Annotated in this window: 13 protein-coding genes; 10 read left to right on the top strand and 3 right to left on the bottom strand. The window is 53.4% G+C overall.

The window, feature by feature from the left end:
- Position 1 precedes the first annotated feature (1 nt).
- From NSQ24_RS17835 to NSQ24_RS17810, 6 genes are all read left to right on the top strand, one after another.
- Positions 2 to 1,276, top strand: coding sequence for a TRAP transporter large permease (locus tag NSQ24_RS17835; RefSeq protein WP_003386444.1), 1,275 nt, complete (start codon positions 2 to 4; stop codon positions 1,274 to 1,276).
- A gap of 37 nt (positions 1,277 to 1,313) precedes the next feature.
- Positions 1,314 to 2,582: a lactate racemase domain-containing protein gene (locus NSQ24_RS17830; protein WP_172920806.1), complete on the top strand. Its 1,269-nt coding sequence runs from the start codon at positions 1,314 to 1,316 to the stop codon at positions 2,580 to 2,582.
- A gap of 31 nt (positions 2,583 to 2,613) precedes the next feature.
- Positions 2,614 to 4,059, top strand: a complete 1,446-nt coding sequence (locus tag NSQ24_RS17825; RefSeq protein WP_024985646.1) for an aldehyde dehydrogenase family protein — start codon at positions 2,614 to 2,616, stop codon at positions 4,057 to 4,059.
- Positions 4,060 to 4,086: 27 nt separating this feature from the next.
- Positions 4,087 to 5,289: a hydroxyacid-oxoacid transhydrogenase gene (locus NSQ24_RS17820; RefSeq protein ID WP_003386440.1), complete on the top strand. Its 1,203-nt coding sequence runs from the start codon at positions 4,087 to 4,089 to the stop codon at positions 5,287 to 5,289.
- A gap of 33 nt (positions 5,290 to 5,322) precedes the next feature.
- Positions 5,323 to 6,327: a 4-hydroxythreonine-4-phosphate dehydrogenase PdxA gene (gene pdxA / locus NSQ24_RS17815; RefSeq protein WP_031932757.1), complete on the top strand. Its 1,005-nt coding sequence runs from the start codon at positions 5,323 to 5,325 to the stop codon at positions 6,325 to 6,327.
- An 84-nt stretch (positions 6,328 to 6,411) separates the two neighbouring features.
- Positions 6,412 to 7,386, top strand: a complete 975-nt coding sequence (locus NSQ24_RS17810) for a D-glycerate dehydrogenase (protein WP_322630255.1) — start codon at positions 6,412 to 6,414, stop codon at positions 7,384 to 7,386.
- A 33-nt stretch (positions 7,387 to 7,419) separates the two neighbouring features.
- On the opposite strand, the gene NSQ24_RS17805 is transcribed toward NSQ24_RS17810, so the two are convergent.
- The 3 genes from NSQ24_RS17805 to NSQ24_RS17795 form a co-directional block, all read right to left on the bottom strand.
- Positions 7,420 to 8,679, bottom strand: coding sequence for a HAMP domain-containing sensor histidine kinase (locus NSQ24_RS17805; protein ID WP_003386437.1), 1,260 nt, complete (start codon positions 8,677 to 8,679; stop codon positions 7,420 to 7,422).
- A gap of 267 nt (positions 8,680 to 8,946) precedes the next feature.
- The gene (locus NSQ24_RS17800) at positions 8,947 to 9,765 is read right to left on the bottom strand and encodes a WYL domain-containing protein (RefSeq protein ID WP_024985643.1); all 819 of its coding nucleotides are present in this window, start codon (positions 9,763 to 9,765) and stop codon (positions 8,947 to 8,949) included.
- Complete coding sequence (locus NSQ24_RS17795) at positions 9,740 to 11,065, bottom strand: WYL domain-containing protein (protein WP_339166324.1); 1,326 nt, start codon at positions 11,063 to 11,065, stop codon at positions 9,740 to 9,742. The genes NSQ24_RS17800 and NSQ24_RS17795 overlap by 26 nt, the downstream gene beginning before the upstream one ends.
- Positions 11,066 to 11,528: 463 nt before the next feature.
- Between NSQ24_RS17795 and NSQ24_RS17790 the strand changes: the two genes are divergently transcribed.
- The 4 genes from NSQ24_RS17790 to NSQ24_RS17775 all read left to right on the top strand — a co-directional run bounded on the left by NSQ24_RS17790 (position 11,529) and on the right by NSQ24_RS17775 (position 17,796).
- Positions 11,529 to 13,034, top strand: coding sequence for a TROVE domain-containing protein (locus tag NSQ24_RS17790; RefSeq protein WP_339166323.1), 1,506 nt, complete (start codon positions 11,529 to 11,531; stop codon positions 13,032 to 13,034).
- A 151-nt stretch (positions 13,035 to 13,185) separates the two neighbouring features.
- Complete coding sequence (locus NSQ24_RS17785) at positions 13,186 to 14,451, top strand: methyltransferase domain-containing protein (RefSeq protein ID WP_122958221.1); 1,266 nt, start codon at positions 13,186 to 13,188, stop codon at positions 14,449 to 14,451.
- A gap of 4 nt (positions 14,452 to 14,455) precedes the next feature.
- Entirely contained in the window at positions 14,456 to 17,041 is a 2,586-nt protein-coding gene (locus tag NSQ24_RS17780; protein WP_243014901.1) for an AAA family ATPase, read from the top strand.
- 377 nt (positions 17,042 to 17,418) lie between these two features.
- On the top strand, positions 17,419 to 17,796 hold the full coding sequence (locus tag NSQ24_RS17775) for a helix-turn-helix domain-containing protein (protein WP_024985639.1): 378 nt from the start codon (positions 17,419 to 17,421) through the stop codon (positions 17,794 to 17,796).
- The last annotated feature ends 424 nt before the right edge of the window (positions 17,797 to 18,220 follow it).

The following is an 18,220-nucleotide window of genomic DNA, read 5'->3' as shown; positions in this document are numbered from 1 at the left end:
GATGGCAGCTGTCATGATGATTTCGCTATTGGTGCTGCTCCTTTTGAGCGTGCCGGTCGCTCTGTCTATCGGCCTTGCTTCCACGGTCGCTTTTATGAACGACGGATCGATGCCGCTCATCGTTTTGATCCAGCGGATGTTTGCCGCACTCGATTCGTTTCCGCTGATGGCGATTCCCTTCTTCATCCTCGCCGGTTCGCTGATGGAGTCGGGGGGTATTTCCCGCAGGCTCGTCAACTTTGCCAATTCGCTGGCAGGGGGAATGACGGGAGGCCTCGCAGTGGTAACGGTCGTGACGGCCATGTTTTTCTCCGCGATCTCCGGTTCCAGCGCGGCGACTACTGCTGCGATCGGCTCGATCCTGATTCCGGCGATGGTGAAGAAGGGATACGACATCCGCTTTGCCGGAGCGACACAGGCTGTATCCGGAGAGCTGGGGGTCATTATTCCCCCGTCCATTCCGATGATCTTGTTCGGTATTTCCGCTGGAGTGTCCATCGGCGATCTGTTTATCGCGGGATTCCTTCCTGGGATCATGATCGGCGGCTCGCTCATTCTCGTATGCTGGTACATTTCCAAGCGGCGCGGCTACAAAGGCGAGACGGGCATTACCTGGTCGCATCGCTGGCAAGCGTTCAAAGAAGCGCTGCTTGCCCTGTTGATGCCGGTCATTATCCTGGGCGGAATTTACGGGGGGTTCTTTACACCGACAGAAGCGGCAGTGATCGCCGTCCTGTATGCATTGATCGTCGGCGTGTTTGTGTACCGTGAAGTCAAATGGAAGCAATTGGTGGAGATTTTCTCCAAGTCGGCAATTACGACGTCGATCATCATGATTATCATTTCCGCGGCAGGAATGTTCGGTTGGATTTTGACGCGCGAACAGGTGCCGCAAAAAATTGCCGCCGCGTTTACCGCTTTTTCCGACAATCCGATTATCTTCCTGGCCTTGATCAATTTGCTGCTGATCTTTGTCGGCATGTTCTTTGAAACGTCTGCTTCAATCATCATTCTGGCGCCGCTGTTGACGCCAATCGCCGTTCAGCTTGGCATTGATCCGGTTCACTTCGGCATGATCATGATCGTCAATCTGGCGATGGGGATGGTAACGCCGCCGGTAGGAGTGAACTTGTTTGTCGCCTGCCAGATCGCCGGGATCAAGCTGGAGGAGCTGACGAAAGCGCTCATTCCGTTCTTTATCATGCTGATCGTCGACATTCTGATCATCACCTATGTACCGGCGATCTCCACTTGGTTGCCGAGCTTGTTGAAATAACGACGTAAGTTCAAAGCGGGAGGCGCATATTTGTACCATGAACTTTCCAAAAATGATCAAAATCAGACAACGATTCACGGGACCAGTCGTTGCGGACATTGACGGAACCGTCAGCAAGCAGCTCGACAGCGCAGGGCTGAAGCAGAATGTCAAGCCGGGGATGCAGGTAGCCATTACAGCGGGCAGCCGGGGCATTGCTAACATCCAATTGATCATCCGGGCTGTCGTCCGCGAGCTCAGGCAGATGGGAGCTGAACCGTTCATCGTGCCGACGATGGGCAGCCATGGAGGCGCGACGGCAAAAGGACAGGTGGAAGTGCTGGAGAGCCTGGGGATAACGGAGGCCTTTTGCGGAGCGCCGATCCGTTCTTCGATGGAAGTGGAGCAGATCGGCCAGACAGAAGAGGGCATGCCGGTTTACGTGGACAAGAACGCTCTGGCAGCGGACGGGATCATCCTGATGGGGCGGGTAAAGGTGCATACCGATTTCAAATCGCCGATCGGCATTGAAAGCGGATTGATGAAAATGGCCGCCATCGGGCTTGGAAAACACAAGCAAGCCTTGCTGATCCACAGTCACGGGGTGACAGGCATCCGCGACATCATGCCCAAAGTGGCGCGGGTCATGCTGGCCCGTACAAAGATTCTTTGCGGCATCGCCATCGTGGAAAATGCGTTTGAACAGACGGCGCTGATCGAAGCGATCCCGACGGCACAGATTGAAGCCAGGGAGCGGGAGCTTTTGGCAGAGTCAGCGGCCTTGATGCCAAAGCTGCCCGCAGAAGAGATCGACATTTTGATCGTGGATGAAGTGGGCAAGAACTACAGCGGCACGGGAATGGACACGAATATCATCGGCAGGCTGCGGATTCAGGGGACGCCTGAACCCCAGTCGCCGCGCATCAAGTACATCATCGCCAGCGATCTTTCCGAGGCGTCGCACGGCAATGGGCTTGGCATCGGCCTGGCTGATCTGACCACGCAGCGTTTCTTTGACAAGCTTGACTTCAAAGCGATGAATGAGAATGTCATCACCAGCACATTCCTTGCCCGGGCGAGCATTCCGATCGTGCTCGAAAGCGACCGGGCAGCGTTAGCTGCAGCGCTGCGCGCCAACTGGGGCGTAGAGCCGGAAAAAGCTCGCATCATGCGGATTCCGAGTACACTTCATCTGGAGTACCTCTACGTATCGGAGGCGCTGCTGCCGGAAGTGGCCGAATTGCCGCATGTGGAAGTGGTGGGAGAATTGGCGGAGCTGGAGTTTGACGATCAGGGCTACCTGCCAAAAATGCAGCACCATCCGTAAGATCAAGCAAAAAAAGAGAGGAGTGTACGCCATGCAAGCACAGACTGGAAAAGGCACCACCGTGTACGGAAACTATATTGACGGGAAATGGCAAGTAAATGATGATATGTTCGCCGTGATGAACAAATATACGGGAGAAGAGCTTGCTCGTGTCAGCAAAGCGTCAAAGGAAGACGTGGAGAAAGCGGTAACGAGTGCTCTTCATACCTTTCATACGAAAAAGCTGAGTCCGGTGGAGCGCTATGAAATTCTCATGCGCGCGGCGGACATCATCAAAGAGCGCAGGGAGGAGCTGGCCCTGATTCTGGTCGCGGAAGTAGGCAAGGTCCTCAAAGACGCGCGGGGAGAGATCGATCGCGGCATTCAGACGTTGATCGCTTCTGCGGAGGAGGCGAAGCGAATCGCTGGGCAAGGCGTTCCGCTCGGCCAGCCGGGAAATGAAAACAAGATGGCCTTTACCGTTCGGGTACCGGTGGGGGTGATCGGAGCCATCACTCCGTTCAACTTCCCGTTCAACCTGACGGTGCACAAGGTCGGCCCTGCTCTTGCGGCGGGCAATACGATTGTGCTGAAGCCGGCGGAAATGACGCCGATCATCGCCATGAAGCTGGCCGAAATTCTGGAAGAAGCAGGGCTCCCGGCGGGCTTTCTCAACGTGGTGAACGGATTTGGTCCGGAAACGGGTCAATATTTGCTGGAGGACGAGCGCATCGCGATGTTTACCTTTACAGGCAGTCCTGGTGTGGGACGCCACATCAAGAGTACGACGGGCATCCGCCGGGTCACGCTGGAGCTGGGTAACAACTCGCCCAACATCGTCCACCGGGATGCGCCAGACCTTGGCAAGGCAGCCGAATTGTGCGTCACACGCGGCTTTTCGAACGCCGGGCAAGCCTGCATATCCGTTCAGCGCGTTTACGTGCACCGCGACGTGTACGACAGCTTCGTGGAGCAGGCGGTCAAGGTCGCTCACTCGCTCAAGGTGGGGGATCCGACCGATCCGGCGACAGATGTCGGTCCGATGATTTCGGAAAAAGAGGCGAAAAGGGCAGAAGCGTGGATCAGCGAAGCCATCGCACAAGGGGCAAAAGCGGCATGCGGAGGAAAGCGGGAAGGAGCGGTTCTTTACCCGACCGTACTGGTGGATGTAACGCCTGAGATGAAAGTGGTCTGCCAGGAGGTATTTGCTCCGGTAATCAGCATCATTCCGTTCGACGACATCGAGGATGCGTTCCGCCAGGCAAACGACAGCAGACTTGGACTGCAGGTCGGTCTGTTTACAGCCAACCTGCAGCTGGCGATGCGCGCTGTCCATGAACTGGAGTTCGGCGGAGTCATCATCAACGACGTATCGACATACCGTGCTGACGTGATGCCATACGGCGGAGTGAAAGACAGTGGCATCGGCAAGGAGGGCCCGCGCTGGGCAGTGGAGGAAATGACGGAAGAGCGGGTTGTCGTGATCAATCTGTCTTAATCGACAGGGAAGAGGAGAGAAGCGGGTATGAGACATACATGGGAGTTCTTTTCTACAGAGCGGATCGTATACGGGAATGGCTCGATTCGCGAGCTGGACAAGATTTTGCAGCGGATCAAAGCGAAAAATGTTTTTTTGATCACAGACCCCGGCATCAAGGGGGCGGGGATCGCCGATAAGGTGCTCCGTCTGTTGGAAGAAGCGCAGTATCAGGTGGTCGTTTACGATCAGGCTGTTCCGGAACCGCCGATCCAAACGGCGATCGATTGCTATGAATTTGCCAAGGCGCATATGGATACGGACGCGATTATCGGTCTGGGCGGCGGGAGCAGCATCGACTTGGCCAAAGTGGTAGCGCTGCTGATGGCCCATGGCGGACATCCGTCCGATTACTTTGGCGAGCACCGCGTGCCCGGCCCCATCGCTCCATTGATCGCGATCCCGACTACAGCGGGGACCGGTTCGGAAGTGACTTCCGTTGCCGTATTGGCTGACCTGGAAAACAATCTGAAAATCGGCATTTCGGACAACTATTTGCGCCCAGCGGTAGCTTTGCTCGACCCCGAGCTGACCGTCGGCCTGCCTCCGTACGTGACTGCCTGCTCTGGCATCGACGCGCTTTCGCATGCAATCGAAGCGTATACGGCGAAGGATTTTCGCTACATTCGGGCGGAAGGCGAATTGCTGTTCCAGGGATCGCTGCCGCTTGCCGACGCACTGGCGTATAAAGCCATCGAACTGATCGCGAAAAATCTCGTCCTGGCGGTTCAGCAAGGCAGCAATCTGGAGGCACGCGGAAACATGCTGCTCGGCAGCCTGCTTGCCGGCATGGCCTTCTCCAATGCGGGAACAGCGGCTGCCCACGCGCTGGCATATCCGATCGGCGGCTTGGTCAAATCGCCGCATGGTGAAGTGACCGGATTGCTCCTGCCTTATGTCATGGCGTACAACACAGACGTGGAACAGGAAAAAATGGCCAAAATCGCGCTGGCGTTCGGGGTGAACCCGGCAGGCAAGACGGAAAAGGAGTTGGCAGAGGTGGCCTGGCAGGAAGTATTCAAGCTGGTCGAAGCGATCGGATTGCCGACCCGCCTTTCCCAGATCGGCATTAAAGAAGAGGATCTGGCCGAGATCGCCAGCAAATCGCTCGGCATCAACCGGCTGATCCGCAACAACCCCCGTGTGCCAACCCAGAAAAGCCTGGAAGAGCTTCTGCGCAAAGCGCTGTAGCGGCGACTTTTGAAAGAACGGAGGAAAACGGCTATGACGATCAACAACAAGCCGATTATCGCGATCACGATGGGGGATGCTGCCGGGGTAGGTCCGGAAATCATCATGAAGGCGCTCCGGGATCGAGCGATTTACGATGCGTGCCGTCCATTCGTGATCGGCGACGCGAAAATGCTGGAGCGTGTCAAAGGAGTCGTAGGCTCGGACCTCGTCGTGCGCTCGATCTCATCTATTGAGAAAGCCGCGTTTGAACCGGGCATTGTCGAATGTCTGGATTTGGATCTGCTGCCTCACGATCTTCCGTTCGGAGTTGTTTCGGCGGAGGCTGGCAACGCTGCCTTTCGCTATCTGGAAAAGGCCATTTCGCTTGCAAATGAGAAACTGATCGATGCGATTTGCACGGCGCCGTTAAACAAGGAGGCATTGCACAAGGGCGGTCATCTTTATCCGGGTCATACCGAAATTTTGGCGGAATTGACGGGGACGGAAGATTACTCCATGATGCTCTCCGCACCGAAGCTGAAAGTGATTCACGTGACCACGCACATCGGACTGATCGACGCGGTGAAAAAGATCAATGCAGAACGTGTCTACAAGGTGATCAAGCTGGCCCATGAGACACTGCAAAAAGCAGGCTATGCCCAGCCGCGCATCTGTGTCTGCGGCATCAATCCACATGCGGGGGAGAACGGCTTGTTCGGCTACGGCGAGGAGGAGGAAAAAATTGTTCCCGCTGTGGAAAAGGCCCAGCAAGAAGGCATCCAGGCGGTGGGGCCGCTGCCTGCGGATACGCTGTTTTTCCGGACGGTGCGCGGCGATTTCGACATCGTGGTGGCGATGTACCACGATCAGGGCCATGGTCCGGTAAAGGTGCTTGGATTGGAGGCGGGCGTGAACATTACAGTCGGCCTGCCGATTATCCGTACCAGCGTGGATCACGGGACTGCCTTTGACATCGCCGGAAAAGGCATTGCCGATGAGCTCAGTTTGAAAGAAGCGCTTCGGCAGGCGATCGAATTGGCGCCGAAGCGCGTATAAAGTGAGGAAGCAGATAATGCACCAAACGAGACAGCAGTCGAGATGACCCTGCTGTCTCTTTCCATACCGGAGGTGGAATGTACGGTGAAAGACAAAATTGTGATAACGAGAAAAATTCCCCAGCCAGCGCTTGAACTGCTGCAAGCACGAGCTGAGGTATACATGTGGGATTCTGAGGAAGAGCAAATACCGCAAGACGTGCTGCTGGGGGAAGTACAAGACGCGGCAGCGATCTTCACCAATGTATCCGATTCGATCAATCGGGCGGTATTCGATGCATCTCCGTTCTTGCGCGTGGTCGCGACGATGGCGGTAGGCTATGACAACATTGATGTGGCGGAGGCGACCAGGCGCGGCATTCCCGTCGGCCACACCCCTGGCGTTTTGACGGAAACGACCGCCGACCTTACGTTTTCGCTGCTGATGGCAACGGCCCGACGCATACCGGAGGCCGACCGGTTCGTGCGGGAGGGCAGGTGGAAGAGCTGGTCCCCGATGCTGTTGACCGGACAAGACGTATGGGGGGCAACGATCGGGATCATCGGCATGGGGCGGATCGGCGAAGCGGTAGCCAGACGCGCCAAAGGCTTTGACATGTCCATTTTGTATCACAACCGCAGCCGCAGGCCGGAGGCGGAAGCAAAGCTGGGGTCCCGGTACTGTGAACTGGAAGAATTGCTGCTGGAGTCGGATTACGTCATCCTGATGGCCCCGGCGACAAAAGACACGCGAAGGCTGATGGGAGAGCGGGAGTTTTCGCTGATGAAGCGCAGCGCGATTTTCATCAACACGTCGCGTGGCACAAACGTGGACGAGGAAGCCTTGTATAAAGCGTTGAAGGAGAAGCGGATCTGGGCGGCCGGACTGGACGTTTTTCAGACTGAACCGATCAGTACGGACCATCCGCTATTGGAGCTGGACAATGTAGTGGTTGCCCCGCATATTGGCAGCGCCAGCATCGCGACGAGAACAAAAATGGCGATGGCGGAAAACATTTTGCGCGGTTTGTCCGGGGACCGGTTGCTGCATACAGTGAACAGCGAAATATATGGAAGGTAGATAAATAGAAGTCCCTCCCATGTGCGATCAGGGTCAACCGACTTGCTCGGCTTCGGGAAAAATGAGCGTAAACTTCGTTCCTGCTCCAGGCTTGCTTGCCACTGTCACCGTCCCGCCCATGGCGTGTATCACTTGATAGGAATACGTAAGCCCGAGTCCGGTACCGTTTGACTTCGTGGAAAAATAAATGGAGCCGAGCCGTTTCATCTGGCTTTCAGTCATGCCGATGCCGTTGTCTTTGATCTTCAGAACGACGCGGTCCTCCTCGGACGACAGCCTGAGGATCACTTTTGCGTCGGAGACCTCCGAGCACGCTTCGACCGCATTTTTAATGAAGTTAACCAGCACCTGCTTGATTTCGTCCGGATTTGCCAGAACAGGTACCGGACTGTCGGGAGCATGGACCTCCAGCTCGACATTGTGCATGTTGGCGTACGGAGACATCACCTCCCGAATCACGTAAAGCTGCTCAGAGAAGTTGATTACCTCATGGCGGGCGGTCAACGGTTTGGAAATGGAGAGATACTCCGAGAGAATGAGCTCGGTCCTTTGAACCTCGCCGAGGCAGATGTTGATGTACTGTTCAAGCTTGGGCAGATGTTTATGGTCTTCTTGAATCAGTTTTAAAAAGCCTTTAACCGCTGTCAGCGGATTTCGCACCTCGTGAGCGAGGGAGGCCGCCACATGGCTCATTGTTTCGATTTTCTCGTTTTGAGCGTGCCTGATGAACATTTCTTTATCTGCTACGGATTTTCCAAACAAAGTAAGCAGGAGCCACGTGCCGAGCGAGTTTTGCATCGGTATGACGATCAGGTGGTAGGCGAGGTGCTCCTTCACGTCGTTCGGAAAAAAGGAGTACGTAAGCACCAAGGGAATAACCGAAAAGGCAATTCCCGCCAGAAAGGTAACAAACGTTCTGCGGTAATTCGCTTTGTACAATTTGTAAAAGAGAAGGGATAAAGAGAAGGTGCAGGCCAAGATGATCATCGCGACCGGCATTCCTTCCCCGCCTAGGTACAACCGGTAAATGACAAATTCGACGAGAAGGATAATGCCTGTTTGGACACCGCCGTAAACCAGTCCAAAAAACATGATGACGTAGCGAATATCGAAGATGACTCCGTCTACGACATTGGATGCAAAGGTCATGGCGAGAAACAGACAGAGTGAACTCGTGAGGAGAATAAAAGTCTGGCTGTAGTTTCTGATTTTATCGCGGTAGTAGATATTAAATGCGACAAAAGGGATTAAAGCGAAGAAGATTTGCAGGATAATCTCTTTTAATAGACTCATTTAGCATCCCCATCACAGATTGTCCGTTGTATATTTCTTACTATTTCGACATTTCTTCCCTAAACCCTTCGAGGTCCCCCCTGTTGATTCCTTGCGCTGATTGCGGTTAAGGAGAAATGCAAATGAACAATGAACAAGGAAAAAAGCCAGGTGAGTCCATTTCCCCCTTTCCCGGCGGGAGCGTCTCAACTGGCTATTTGTTTTATGGCTCGACATGGTGCAAATCTCTTTTTTAGTGCTGACAGATGTTTGACTTGTAAACAACTGTTAGAAAAGCGGATCCACTGATTCGATCCCGTACCGGGAAAGTGCCTTGACCGCGGACTCATACATTCGCTGCTTTAGACGCTCTCCTTCCATGACGCGGACCCGCTTGCCCAGGAAGCGAAGCTTGGACAAAATGTATTCGCTGTCGTCAGCGAGAAAAGTAAGCCTGATCCGGTACGTATTCGTCTGATCCAGATACTCCACTTCCTTTTCGAAACAGGAGAAGGCGTACAATATCCTCGACAGCTCCCGGTTGTACGAACGGACGACCTCGATGACAGCCGTTTCCTTGCGCGCCTCCAGAGTGGCTTCGATTCTCTCTCTGATCTCAGCTGCCTCGCCTGGATCTACCGGCTCCTCGCTGACAGAAACGATGCTTTGCAGCCTGGTCGACATATAGGCTTGATAGCGGAAATGATACCAGAGCAGATACCATTCCTTTTTGACCATCGAATACTCCAGCTTATAAGGAAGGCCCTTATGTCCCGTGTTTACCCGGCCGTTTTTTGTCCGGTACGTCATGCGGATTCCCTGATTCTTTGCCAGAATGCGCCGAAGCAGTCTGAGAAGAGGGTGGTAGACGTGCCGCTCCTTGCTTTTTGCCTTTTCTCCAAGGCTTTCCGTGAAGGCAACCGTCTCTACCGGCTCCAGAAGGGATTGCAATTTGGTTCGCGTTTCCGGGGCAAAAGCCGCTTCTGCCGACGGGTGGGCCAGCATTGCTTTCAGCCAGGATCGCTCATGGGCAGTGATGGGCAAAGTCCCGTATTCGTCCAGACGGGAAATGAGCTGATAATTAAAGATTTTCTCGAAAAGGTTCATAATAGGACTGAATCTCCTTCCACTCCGCAATAAACTCCCGCCGCAGCCGCACAGGCTCAAGAACCTCGCAGCTCGAACCGAAGCTGCGGAGCCAGGGCTTGATCTCCGTTGTCCCGTTCACCGTGATCTCGTAAATAAACCAGTCATCGTTTTCCTCGGTAATCGTGCCCCATTGCCCCTGGAGCAGGACCCGCTCCTTGACGAAATCCGGCTGCTGTTTGTCCGGTCTGAAAAAGCGGACCTTGACCTTTACCGGCGCACCCGTGTCGACGAGCCAGCTCAAGCGTGTTCTCGCCTTCAGTTGAGCGAGCTTTTGCGCAAACTCCGCTTCCGGCACCTCTTCGCTCTCCTCGACCTGCGTCAGTCCTTCCACTCTGTATTTCATGATCCCCTGGCGGTAGTTATTCCCGAGAAGGTACCAACGGCCATATTGATGGTCATACACCACCTTCAAGGGCAGGACGTGCTCTTCTCTGCCTTCTGTCTCCCTTTCAAAGAGGGGATTCGTATTTTGGGAAGCATAGCTTTTTCCCGTTTTAGGAGAAAAGTAAAGAAATCTGACCTTCCGGCGGAGACGGATTGCCTGGAACAGGGGAAACAAGTGCGCCTCGTCCAAAATGCGCGAGTAGTAGTGATATTTGTACAAAAATGAATCGGTGACAGCAAGAGGAAGCTCTTTTTGCTTCAGCGCTTTCTTCAAGGTGTCCCGCAGCAGGTACCCCTGTACGGAAGGAACCTGGGTGTTTGCCATCACATCTACAAAGTCATACAGATCGAGCAATTCGTCGTCCGTAAGCTGGGCTACCAGATCGTTGTATACACGATAGCGGTAGGGCCGTCCGCCAGCCTCCCTTTTGATCACGCCGACCTGCTCCAAATACTTCAAATCGGAGCGAATGGTTTTCTCGTCGGGAAGAGAAACATCGGCAGGCAGTTCATCGCAGCAAATGTCCATCAGCTCTGCAGCTGTCAACGCCTTTTCCTGAAGGGCAGCAACGATGAGAGACAGCCGGTGGCTTTCCGATTCTTTCAGCGACTTGGCCCTGTACAAAAACAACAGGATCGGGTCTGACGACTCATAGTAGCTGAAGCGGAGCATGTCTGCGAATTCCGTTCCCTGCTTTTCCGGAAGCTCCGCATGGATCGTCTGCACGATTTCTTTCAGCCGCCGAAGCGTCTTGTCAAAGGTATGGACGGAGATGCCGAGGCGCTCCGCAAATTGCTGGCGGTTGTAGGCGCCGCTCGTAAGCACCAGCATTCGCAGGAATTGGATTTCTTTATCAAAGCTCTCTTTCGCCATGGCAATACCCCGTTTCCGCTTAATCGTCCTTTCTCATTTTACCAAACAGCGAAAAATGGTCAAAATGGAAAAGTTTCTCTCATGTCGTAATACTTTTGCCATGTTCGCGGGCATAAAAATAGGCGATGATGAATGTGCGAGGTCGACGCCGCACGGCGGCGCCCGCGAAGATCAGATCATTGAGGCGCTCGGATGGGTTACTTCGCCTTCTAAGCGATCGGTCGTTGGTTCGAGTCCAACTCCTGTACACGTACAGGATAGCTCAGTTGGTAGAGCAATCTGTACCTATCCAACCTTTTCCTCAATGATCCCTTTGATAAATAAGATGAAGCGAGGCGCTTGAAAGGGCTACTTCGAAAAATATGGGATTGGGATTGGTATTGAAAGGTTGCCCAAGAGCGGCAGCCGGTGCCTTTTCACCTCTTTCCTCGCTTCCTTTTTTACGCATAAGGAGGGTATACCCATGAGCTTTGCCAAAAAGGTATTCTCCGGAATCAAGCCAGCTACATACAACAGCGACGGATACCCCGCATTCAAGCGTTCGGCAGAAGAGCAGTACCTGCAGACGCTGTTGACCAATACATTGGGACATACGTTTTACGCCGATACACAACAGCTTTTGGATGAAGCCCAGCAGCTCCACCATGAGATGGCCAAGCAAAACCCGCAGTTCATGGCAAAGGCAATCGTTTTTGCCCGCAACGAGGGATTTATGCGCTTGCAGCCGTTGTTTGGCCTGGCTGTCCTGTCGGGCTACCGCCCAGACCTGTTTGCCAAGGTGTTTCTTCAGGTCGTTCGTATTCCTTCCGATTTGTCCGATTTTTTGACGATCCTGCAAGGCATGGGACGAGGGGAAGGCGGAAGGGCGGTCAAGCGGCAGGTCAACCGTTTTTTGGCCGGAGTGTCGGAGTATTGGGCGCTCAAATACAACGGCCGTGGCCGCGGCTACAGTCTCGGTGATATCATCGCCACCGCGCATCCAAAGCCGAAAGACGACAAGCAGCAGGCGCTGTTCCGCTATTTGCGCGGACATGAGACGAACCTTACGCTGATCCCGCAGGTGGAAGCATTGGAAAAATTGAAGCAAGCGGAGTCGGAGGCGGAGCAGATTCACTGGATCGAGGCAGGGAGGCTCCCTTATGAAACGATGACTGGGGCTATCAAGCCGTCCAGGGCCGTGTGGGAAGCGCTGCTTCACCAAATGCCGGCATTCGCTCTCCTGCGTCATCTGAATGCGCTGGATCGGGCAGGTGTTTTTGAGAGCAAAGAAAGCCTCGCCTATGCGGTGAAAAGGCTGACTGACCGCCAGGCGCTGGCAAAAGCAAAAATCCTTCCGTTTCGCTTTGCAAAAGCATTCAATCAGGTAGACCATCCCGAGCTTCGCGATGCGCTCAGGGAAGCGGTCGAGCTTACCTTTGACAATCTTCCCGAGCTGGGCGAGCATACCGCGATCTTCCTCGACATCTCAGGCTCGATGGACGGGGAGTATTTGCAGATAGGCTCTGTATTCGCACTGGCGCTTTTCAAAAAAACGAAAGGGAACTCCTTGTTCTGGCTGTTTGACACAGATGTGCATGACGCGAAGCCTTCCCGGCACGACAGCATCTTGAGCCAGGCGGAGCGAATCCGCGCCAGAGGGGGGACCGATACGGGAGCCCCCGTGAGGAAGCTGATCCGGGAGCGGAAGCGGGTCGACCAGATCATCATCATAACCGATGAGCAGCAAAACAGCGGAAGCCCCTTTTATCTGGAGCTGCAAAAATACCGTTCGAAAATAAACCCGGAAGCAAAAGCGTTTATCGTCGACATTGCTCCGTACCGGCATGCCATGCTTCCGCCGGAAATCAAGGACACCTACTACATCTACGGCTGGAGCGATCACGTCCTGGCTTACATCGCCCAGACCCTCCAGGGGTATGCCTCCATGACGGAGCAGGTAGAAGCGCTGGAGATAGAGGACGGAAAGTAGAGTAGAGGCAGATTTGTTCACAGCAGATGTTCGGCCATGGACGTTTGGTCTGTGGCCTTTTTGCGTATCACGGGCGGCGCCGCCGGAAAGGAACCGGTGGCTGAAACGATCCAGCGGCTGCAACCATCCACTTTCCCTAAAGGAGGTTTATATGGCTATTGTTCAACTGAAATCTACAAACCCGCAGTTTTCCTTTCTGATCAAAAAGAACCCGCAAACCGGCGTTTTGCTCCGGTCGATCCGAAAGGGAATGGCGTACGGCTGGTACACCGACCCGACCACTTTCAACGTGTACTTCAAGGACGCGGACAATGAAATTTCCTACAAACGGCATGAGCAGGAACAATTCGAATATTTGAATGTGTCGCGGTACAACACGCCGCTCTTTCCGTTAAATGCGATAAACGAGTTTTTTTCAGCACCGTTAAAAGTGCATGACGAGCGGGACATAGAAGGCTATGAACACGCCTTTTACATCCACATGATTCATATTGAAAAGCTGCGGTATATCGAGTTTTTTGCCAAGCATCTCAAGGAGTTTGCGTTTGCCGTCGAGCATCGGGCGCATAAAAGCTATGCGCTGACCATCACGACGCGCAAGAGCCTGCATCATCTGCTGCATACGACAAGTGTGCTGTGCCTGTTCTTGTCCATGTTTGGCGAAGAGTATATCGACATTTCCGACAGCATTCTCGATAAGTACACGAGGAGCATCAACCTGATTGACGCGCCGTTTTATATTCGCAGCCTGTTTGTCCGAAACTTCCTGTCCTCGCGGGACCGTTTTCAAACATACAAGGCAGAGCTGGAGAAAACGGGCGGCTGCGAGATCCGGTTTGCATTTGGAAGCACCGCGCTGCAACGCCGGAACTACATCGAAGGTTTGCTGCCCTTCAACAAGTCGATTGTCGATGTAGGCTGCGGGGAAGGATTTTATGCACTGCGGTTCGCCGGGAAGATAGAAGGCAGCTATTTTGCGATTGATACGGATAAAGAAGCGCTCGCTTCCGCAAATCGCAAGGCGCAGGCAAAAGACATCGATAACATCGCGGTATTCGACTCGCTTGACCGCTTCCTGGAGGTGTACAACGGAGAGAGAGTTGACGTTATCCTGACAGAGGTCATCGAGCATATGGCCGAGGATGAAGCCGGGAAGCTGATTCAGTCTATCTTGAGGCATATCGATTTCGAGTACTTTATCATCACGACGCCGAATGCAGATTTCAACCAGTTTTACGAGCTGGATGGATTTCGCCATGACGACCACAAGTGGGAGATGGGAAAAGACGCGTTTCAGCAGTGGTTCTCCAATGTGATCAAAGGGGTCGGGGTAAACACGGAATTTGTAGACATCGGCGACGCGGTAAACGGCACTCACACGACGCAGGGCGTCATTGTCAGGAGAAAGGAGGCTTGAATCCATGGAAATTCAAACGAAAGTCCACACTATCCTCATGCTGATCGGACCGACGGAATGCGGCAAGACGACGTTTGCCAGGGAAGTGCTCATTCCCGGTCTGCGGTTTGCCGACGAGACGAAAAACTATCGGGCAAATGTCCAGTACATCTCCTCGGACAGCATTCGCCAGGAGCTTCTGGGAGCGGATTTGGACAAGTACGACCAAGTCATGCTGGAGGCGAGCGAGCAGGCGTTTCAGCTCTTGTATGACAAGCTGAGAGCGGTGACCTCCTACCCGATCAATGCGGAATTCGTCGTGCTCGATACGACGGGACTGGCCGACGATTTTCGGGCAAAGGTGAAGGAGATTGCCAGCCAGAATCACTACAGACTGGAAGCAGTCGTGTTCGACTATCGCAACCGGGAGGATTACTACGCTTCCGAGCGGTCCAAAAAGCTGATTACCAGCCACATTAACCGGTTGAAAAGAGATGTCCTCGGCTCGCTGGCAAAGGAAGGATACGAAAAGATCCATCGGGTGCGGGCAAAAGACTTTTACCGGCCGGCAGAGGGCAAGGTCCATCCCGACTACCGGGTTGTGATCGAAAACAGGGAAGAGTACCTCGGGACAATTCTGCCGCCGGATGGGCGCTATATTATCGTCGGAGATGTCCATGAGTGCGTACAGGAGCTGCAAGGACTATTGCTCGCCTACGGCTACCGGATCGAGGCGGGCAAGCTGATCGCTACGGAGAAGGTCCGGGATACGAAGATCATTTTGGTCGGCGACTGGCTCGACAAAGGAAAAAACACGAGAGAAATTGTAGCGTTTTTGTACGCGAACCGGGAGCATTTCCTGTTTGTCACGGGGAATCACGAGAACTTTGTCGACAAGTATGTAAGGGGAAAAATAAAGGGAGCCGACCAGGAGCTCGTCCATTCGTATTTCGATTCTACGCAGGTGTTTTTGCAGGATGCGGAACTTTTGGAAAAGTTTTCATGCCTGCATGCTCTTTCAAAGCCGTTTTACAGATTTATCGGGGCAAACAGCCCTTCTTTCATCGTGACCCATGCGCCGTGCAAAAACAAATACTTGGGGAAAATGGACGACCATTCGGTTCGCCGCCAGCGGAATTATCGGATCGATCGGGAAAAACCGCTGGAAAACCAGCTTGCCTTTCTGCGGCAGGAAGCGGTGAAAAACCACCCGTATCACGTATTTGGACACATCGCGGCGAAACAGGCGTTTCGCATCAAAAACAAGCTGCATATCGATACAGGCTGCGTCCACGGCAATGTCCTGACCGCCGTCAGTATTGCACACAAACCGTTCTTCCGGTCATATAAATCCGGCCGGGCTGTCCTGACCGAAGAATTGCAATTGCTGTTCCAGGAGGAGCAAAAGGTATCTGTCGACGAATTGCAGGAGGAGGAAATCCGCAGGCTGGATTACTGCTCGCGAAACCGGGTCAATTTTATATCGGGTACAATGTCTCCGGCGGACAAGGACGAAGCGGCAAATGAATTGGAGTCTTTGAAGCGCGGGCTGCAGTACTTTGAAGGGAAAGGGATTCGGCACGTCGTTTTGCAGCCGAAGTACATGGGCTCCAGATGCAATGTGTATCTGCACAGGGAGCTCGCCCAGTGCTTTGCGGTCAGCAGGAACGGCTATAAAATCACGCAGGTCGACCTGACGGAGATTTATGAGGGGCTGCTGCAAAAATTCGGCGGCTACATGGAGCAAAACGGGCTGCAAATGCTCATACTGGACGGGGAGCTGCTTCCCTGGAGCGCGATTGGCGACGGCCTGATTCAAAAGCAGTTCAGACCGATTGAAAAGGCGTTGGAGGGCGAACTTGCCTTTCTGCAGCAAAATGGCTTTGAGGAAGCCTTTGGAAAGCTGGTGGACGAGTACCGGAACAGCGGATTTGAGCAAGACCAGTTCCGCAGCTCCAAGAGCGAGCTGAGTCAAAAATACGGGGCGAGTGTCTATCAAAATTACAAGCATCTGCACGACATTTGGGAGACGTATGTTCCCTTGGACGTCCATGTGAGCGCCTACCACACGTACAAACAGCAGCTGGAGCTGTACGCCGGGGACGGGAAGCTGGAATACAAGCCGTTTTCCTTGCTCAAGGCGGTATTGGAGAATGGACAGGAGCAGCTTCCGGACTGGAAGACGTCAGAGATGTACAGCTTTCTGTCGGATGACGACTTCCTCTTGCTCGATCTGGCTGAGCCGGACAGCGTGGAGCGGGCAGAGCGGTTCTTCGCCAGATTGACGCTGGAAAACCGGATGGAGGGCGTCGTGATCAAGCCGGAGGAAGCGACCAGCAGGGCCGTTCCCTATCTGAAGGTCCGCAATCCTGACTACTTGTCGATCATCTACGGGTATGACTACCGTTTCCCTCACAAGTACAGGAAGCTGCTAAAACAGAAAAACATCGGTCAAAAGCTGCGGACATCGATGAACGAATACGTGCTGGGACAAAAGATGCTGGCAATTCCGTTCCATGAGATCACGTCTGACAATGAAGCGTATAAGGAAGCCGTTGCAAATCTGTTGTTTGAAGCGGCCAAGGAAAAGGAGATCGATCCGCGGCTGTGAATAGGACGGGGGACGTGACGTTCCAGCCGGTCCCACCCGTTTTCATGCAGACCCATCCGTTCTCATACGTTCCCATCCAGCGGCTCCCTCTATCTCCATTCACCAACAGGAGGAGAGGGAGCCGAAAACATATGTACTGTGACTTCAAAGCATTTTTTTCGTCTATTTACTGAGCAAGTGAATAGCATTTCGTGCAAACCGCTCACTCATTCGGAAGGCTGCCGTCCAGGTGGAGGCATGTCTTTTTAGAGCGAATACTGGAGGGGACCAAAAGGAACAGAGGACGAAAAGCGAAGTCTTCTTGCAGTCATGGAAATTTTCCTGAAGGCAAGGTCGGAAGCACTGAATATGGAACAGTCGGTACAGGAGGAACCAGTTTGAAAAACACGGGAAAACTCGAAATTTTTGTTTTGGCCGCAGCTATCCTGATCGGCGCGTGGCTCGTAGCCAGAGCGGCAACCGGAATTGCCGCCTACGGCGATTCGGAAACGCATAACACCGCTGAAATCGCCGGAGCCGTCGTTCGTCTGGAGGCAACGGTGAACGAGATGATTCAAGCCGAAGAACCGGAAGTCATGGATCAGAAGAGAGTCAGAAAATACCTGGGGATCAGTGAGCAAAATTTGACGGAGCTCATTCATGGCTCCGACTTTCCGTATATCAAGATCAGAGGGGACTATTTGTTTCCCAAGAGCGCGGTGGATGAGTGGCTCCACGATAGGGCGAAGGGACGATCATCTTTGCTTCAGTATTAGGAATCGTTTTTATCTTTCTATAAGTTGATAGGACGAGGGAGTAAGGACAAAAGTGTTCGTACTCCCTCTTTTTTGAATGGCCTCGATAGCTCCGGTTTTTCTGCGACTTTTTCCCTATTTGCGGAAAATCAATTGATTGCGGGAAGAAATTCCGCTACGATTTAATAGATAGAATATTCAAACAATTACTCTGGCAACTTGTCTTGTGCTTGTGAGAACATCTGAAAACGAAGGTGGGACCAGCATGAAAAATGAATCGTTGGACAAGCCGTTAACAACCGAAGAAATCGGCCAGATGCAGAGTCATATTTCACCTCGTGAGTTTGGCTGCAGGCAAAACCCTCCTAGTGTCGATGTCTTTGAATCTGCTCTCTCTTCGTCAGAAGAACCCAACCCACAGCAGCAAACACAGACAACCCAATCT

Source organism: Brevibacillus sp. FSL L8-0520 (assembly GCF_037963895.1).
Lineage (GTDB): Bacteria > Bacillota > Bacilli > Brevibacillales > Brevibacillaceae > Brevibacillus > Brevibacillus borstelensis.
Note: the sequence above shows the minus strand (reverse complement) of the source record. Positions and strands in the feature narration are given on the sequence as shown.

Bases quoted from the DNA above. Each gene is read 5' to 3' on its own strand.
- NSQ24_RS17800 (WP_024985643.1), bottom strand. From the start codon at position 9,765: ATGAACCTTTTCGAGAAAATCTTTAATTATCAGCTCATTTCCCGTCTG.
- NSQ24_RS17790 (WP_339166323.1), top strand. From the start codon at position 11,529: ATGAGCTTTGCCAAAAAGGTATTCTCCGGAATCAAGCCAGCTACATAC.
- NSQ24_RS17820 (WP_003386440.1), top strand. From the start codon at position 4,087: ATGAGACATACATGGGAGTTCTTTTCTACAGAGCGGATCGTATACGGG.
- NSQ24_RS17805 (WP_003386437.1), bottom strand. From the start codon at position 8,679: ATGAGTCTATTAAAAGAGATTATCCTGCAAATCTTCTTCGCTTTAATC.
- NSQ24_RS17785 (WP_122958221.1), top strand. From the start codon at position 13,186: ATGGCTATTGTTCAACTGAAATCTACAAACCCGCAGTTTTCCTTTCTG.
- NSQ24_RS17835 (WP_003386444.1), top strand. From the start codon at position 2: ATGGCAGCTGTCATGATGATTTCGCTATTGGTGCTGCTCCTTTTGAGC.
- pdxA (WP_031932757.1), top strand. From the start codon at position 5,323: ATGACGATCAACAACAAGCCGATTATCGCGATCACGATGGGGGATGCT.
- NSQ24_RS17780 (WP_243014901.1), top strand. From the start codon at position 14,456: ATGGAAATTCAAACGAAAGTCCACACTATCCTCATGCTGATCGGACCG.
- NSQ24_RS17825 (WP_024985646.1), top strand. From the start codon at position 2,614: ATGCAAGCACAGACTGGAAAAGGCACCACCGTGTACGGAAACTATATT.
- NSQ24_RS17830 (WP_172920806.1), top strand. From the start codon at position 1,314: ATGAACTTTCCAAAAATGATCAAAATCAGACAACGATTCACGGGACCA.
- NSQ24_RS17795 (WP_339166324.1), bottom strand. From the start codon at position 11,065: ATGGCGAAAGAGAGCTTTGATAAAGAAATCCAATTCCTGCGAATGCTG.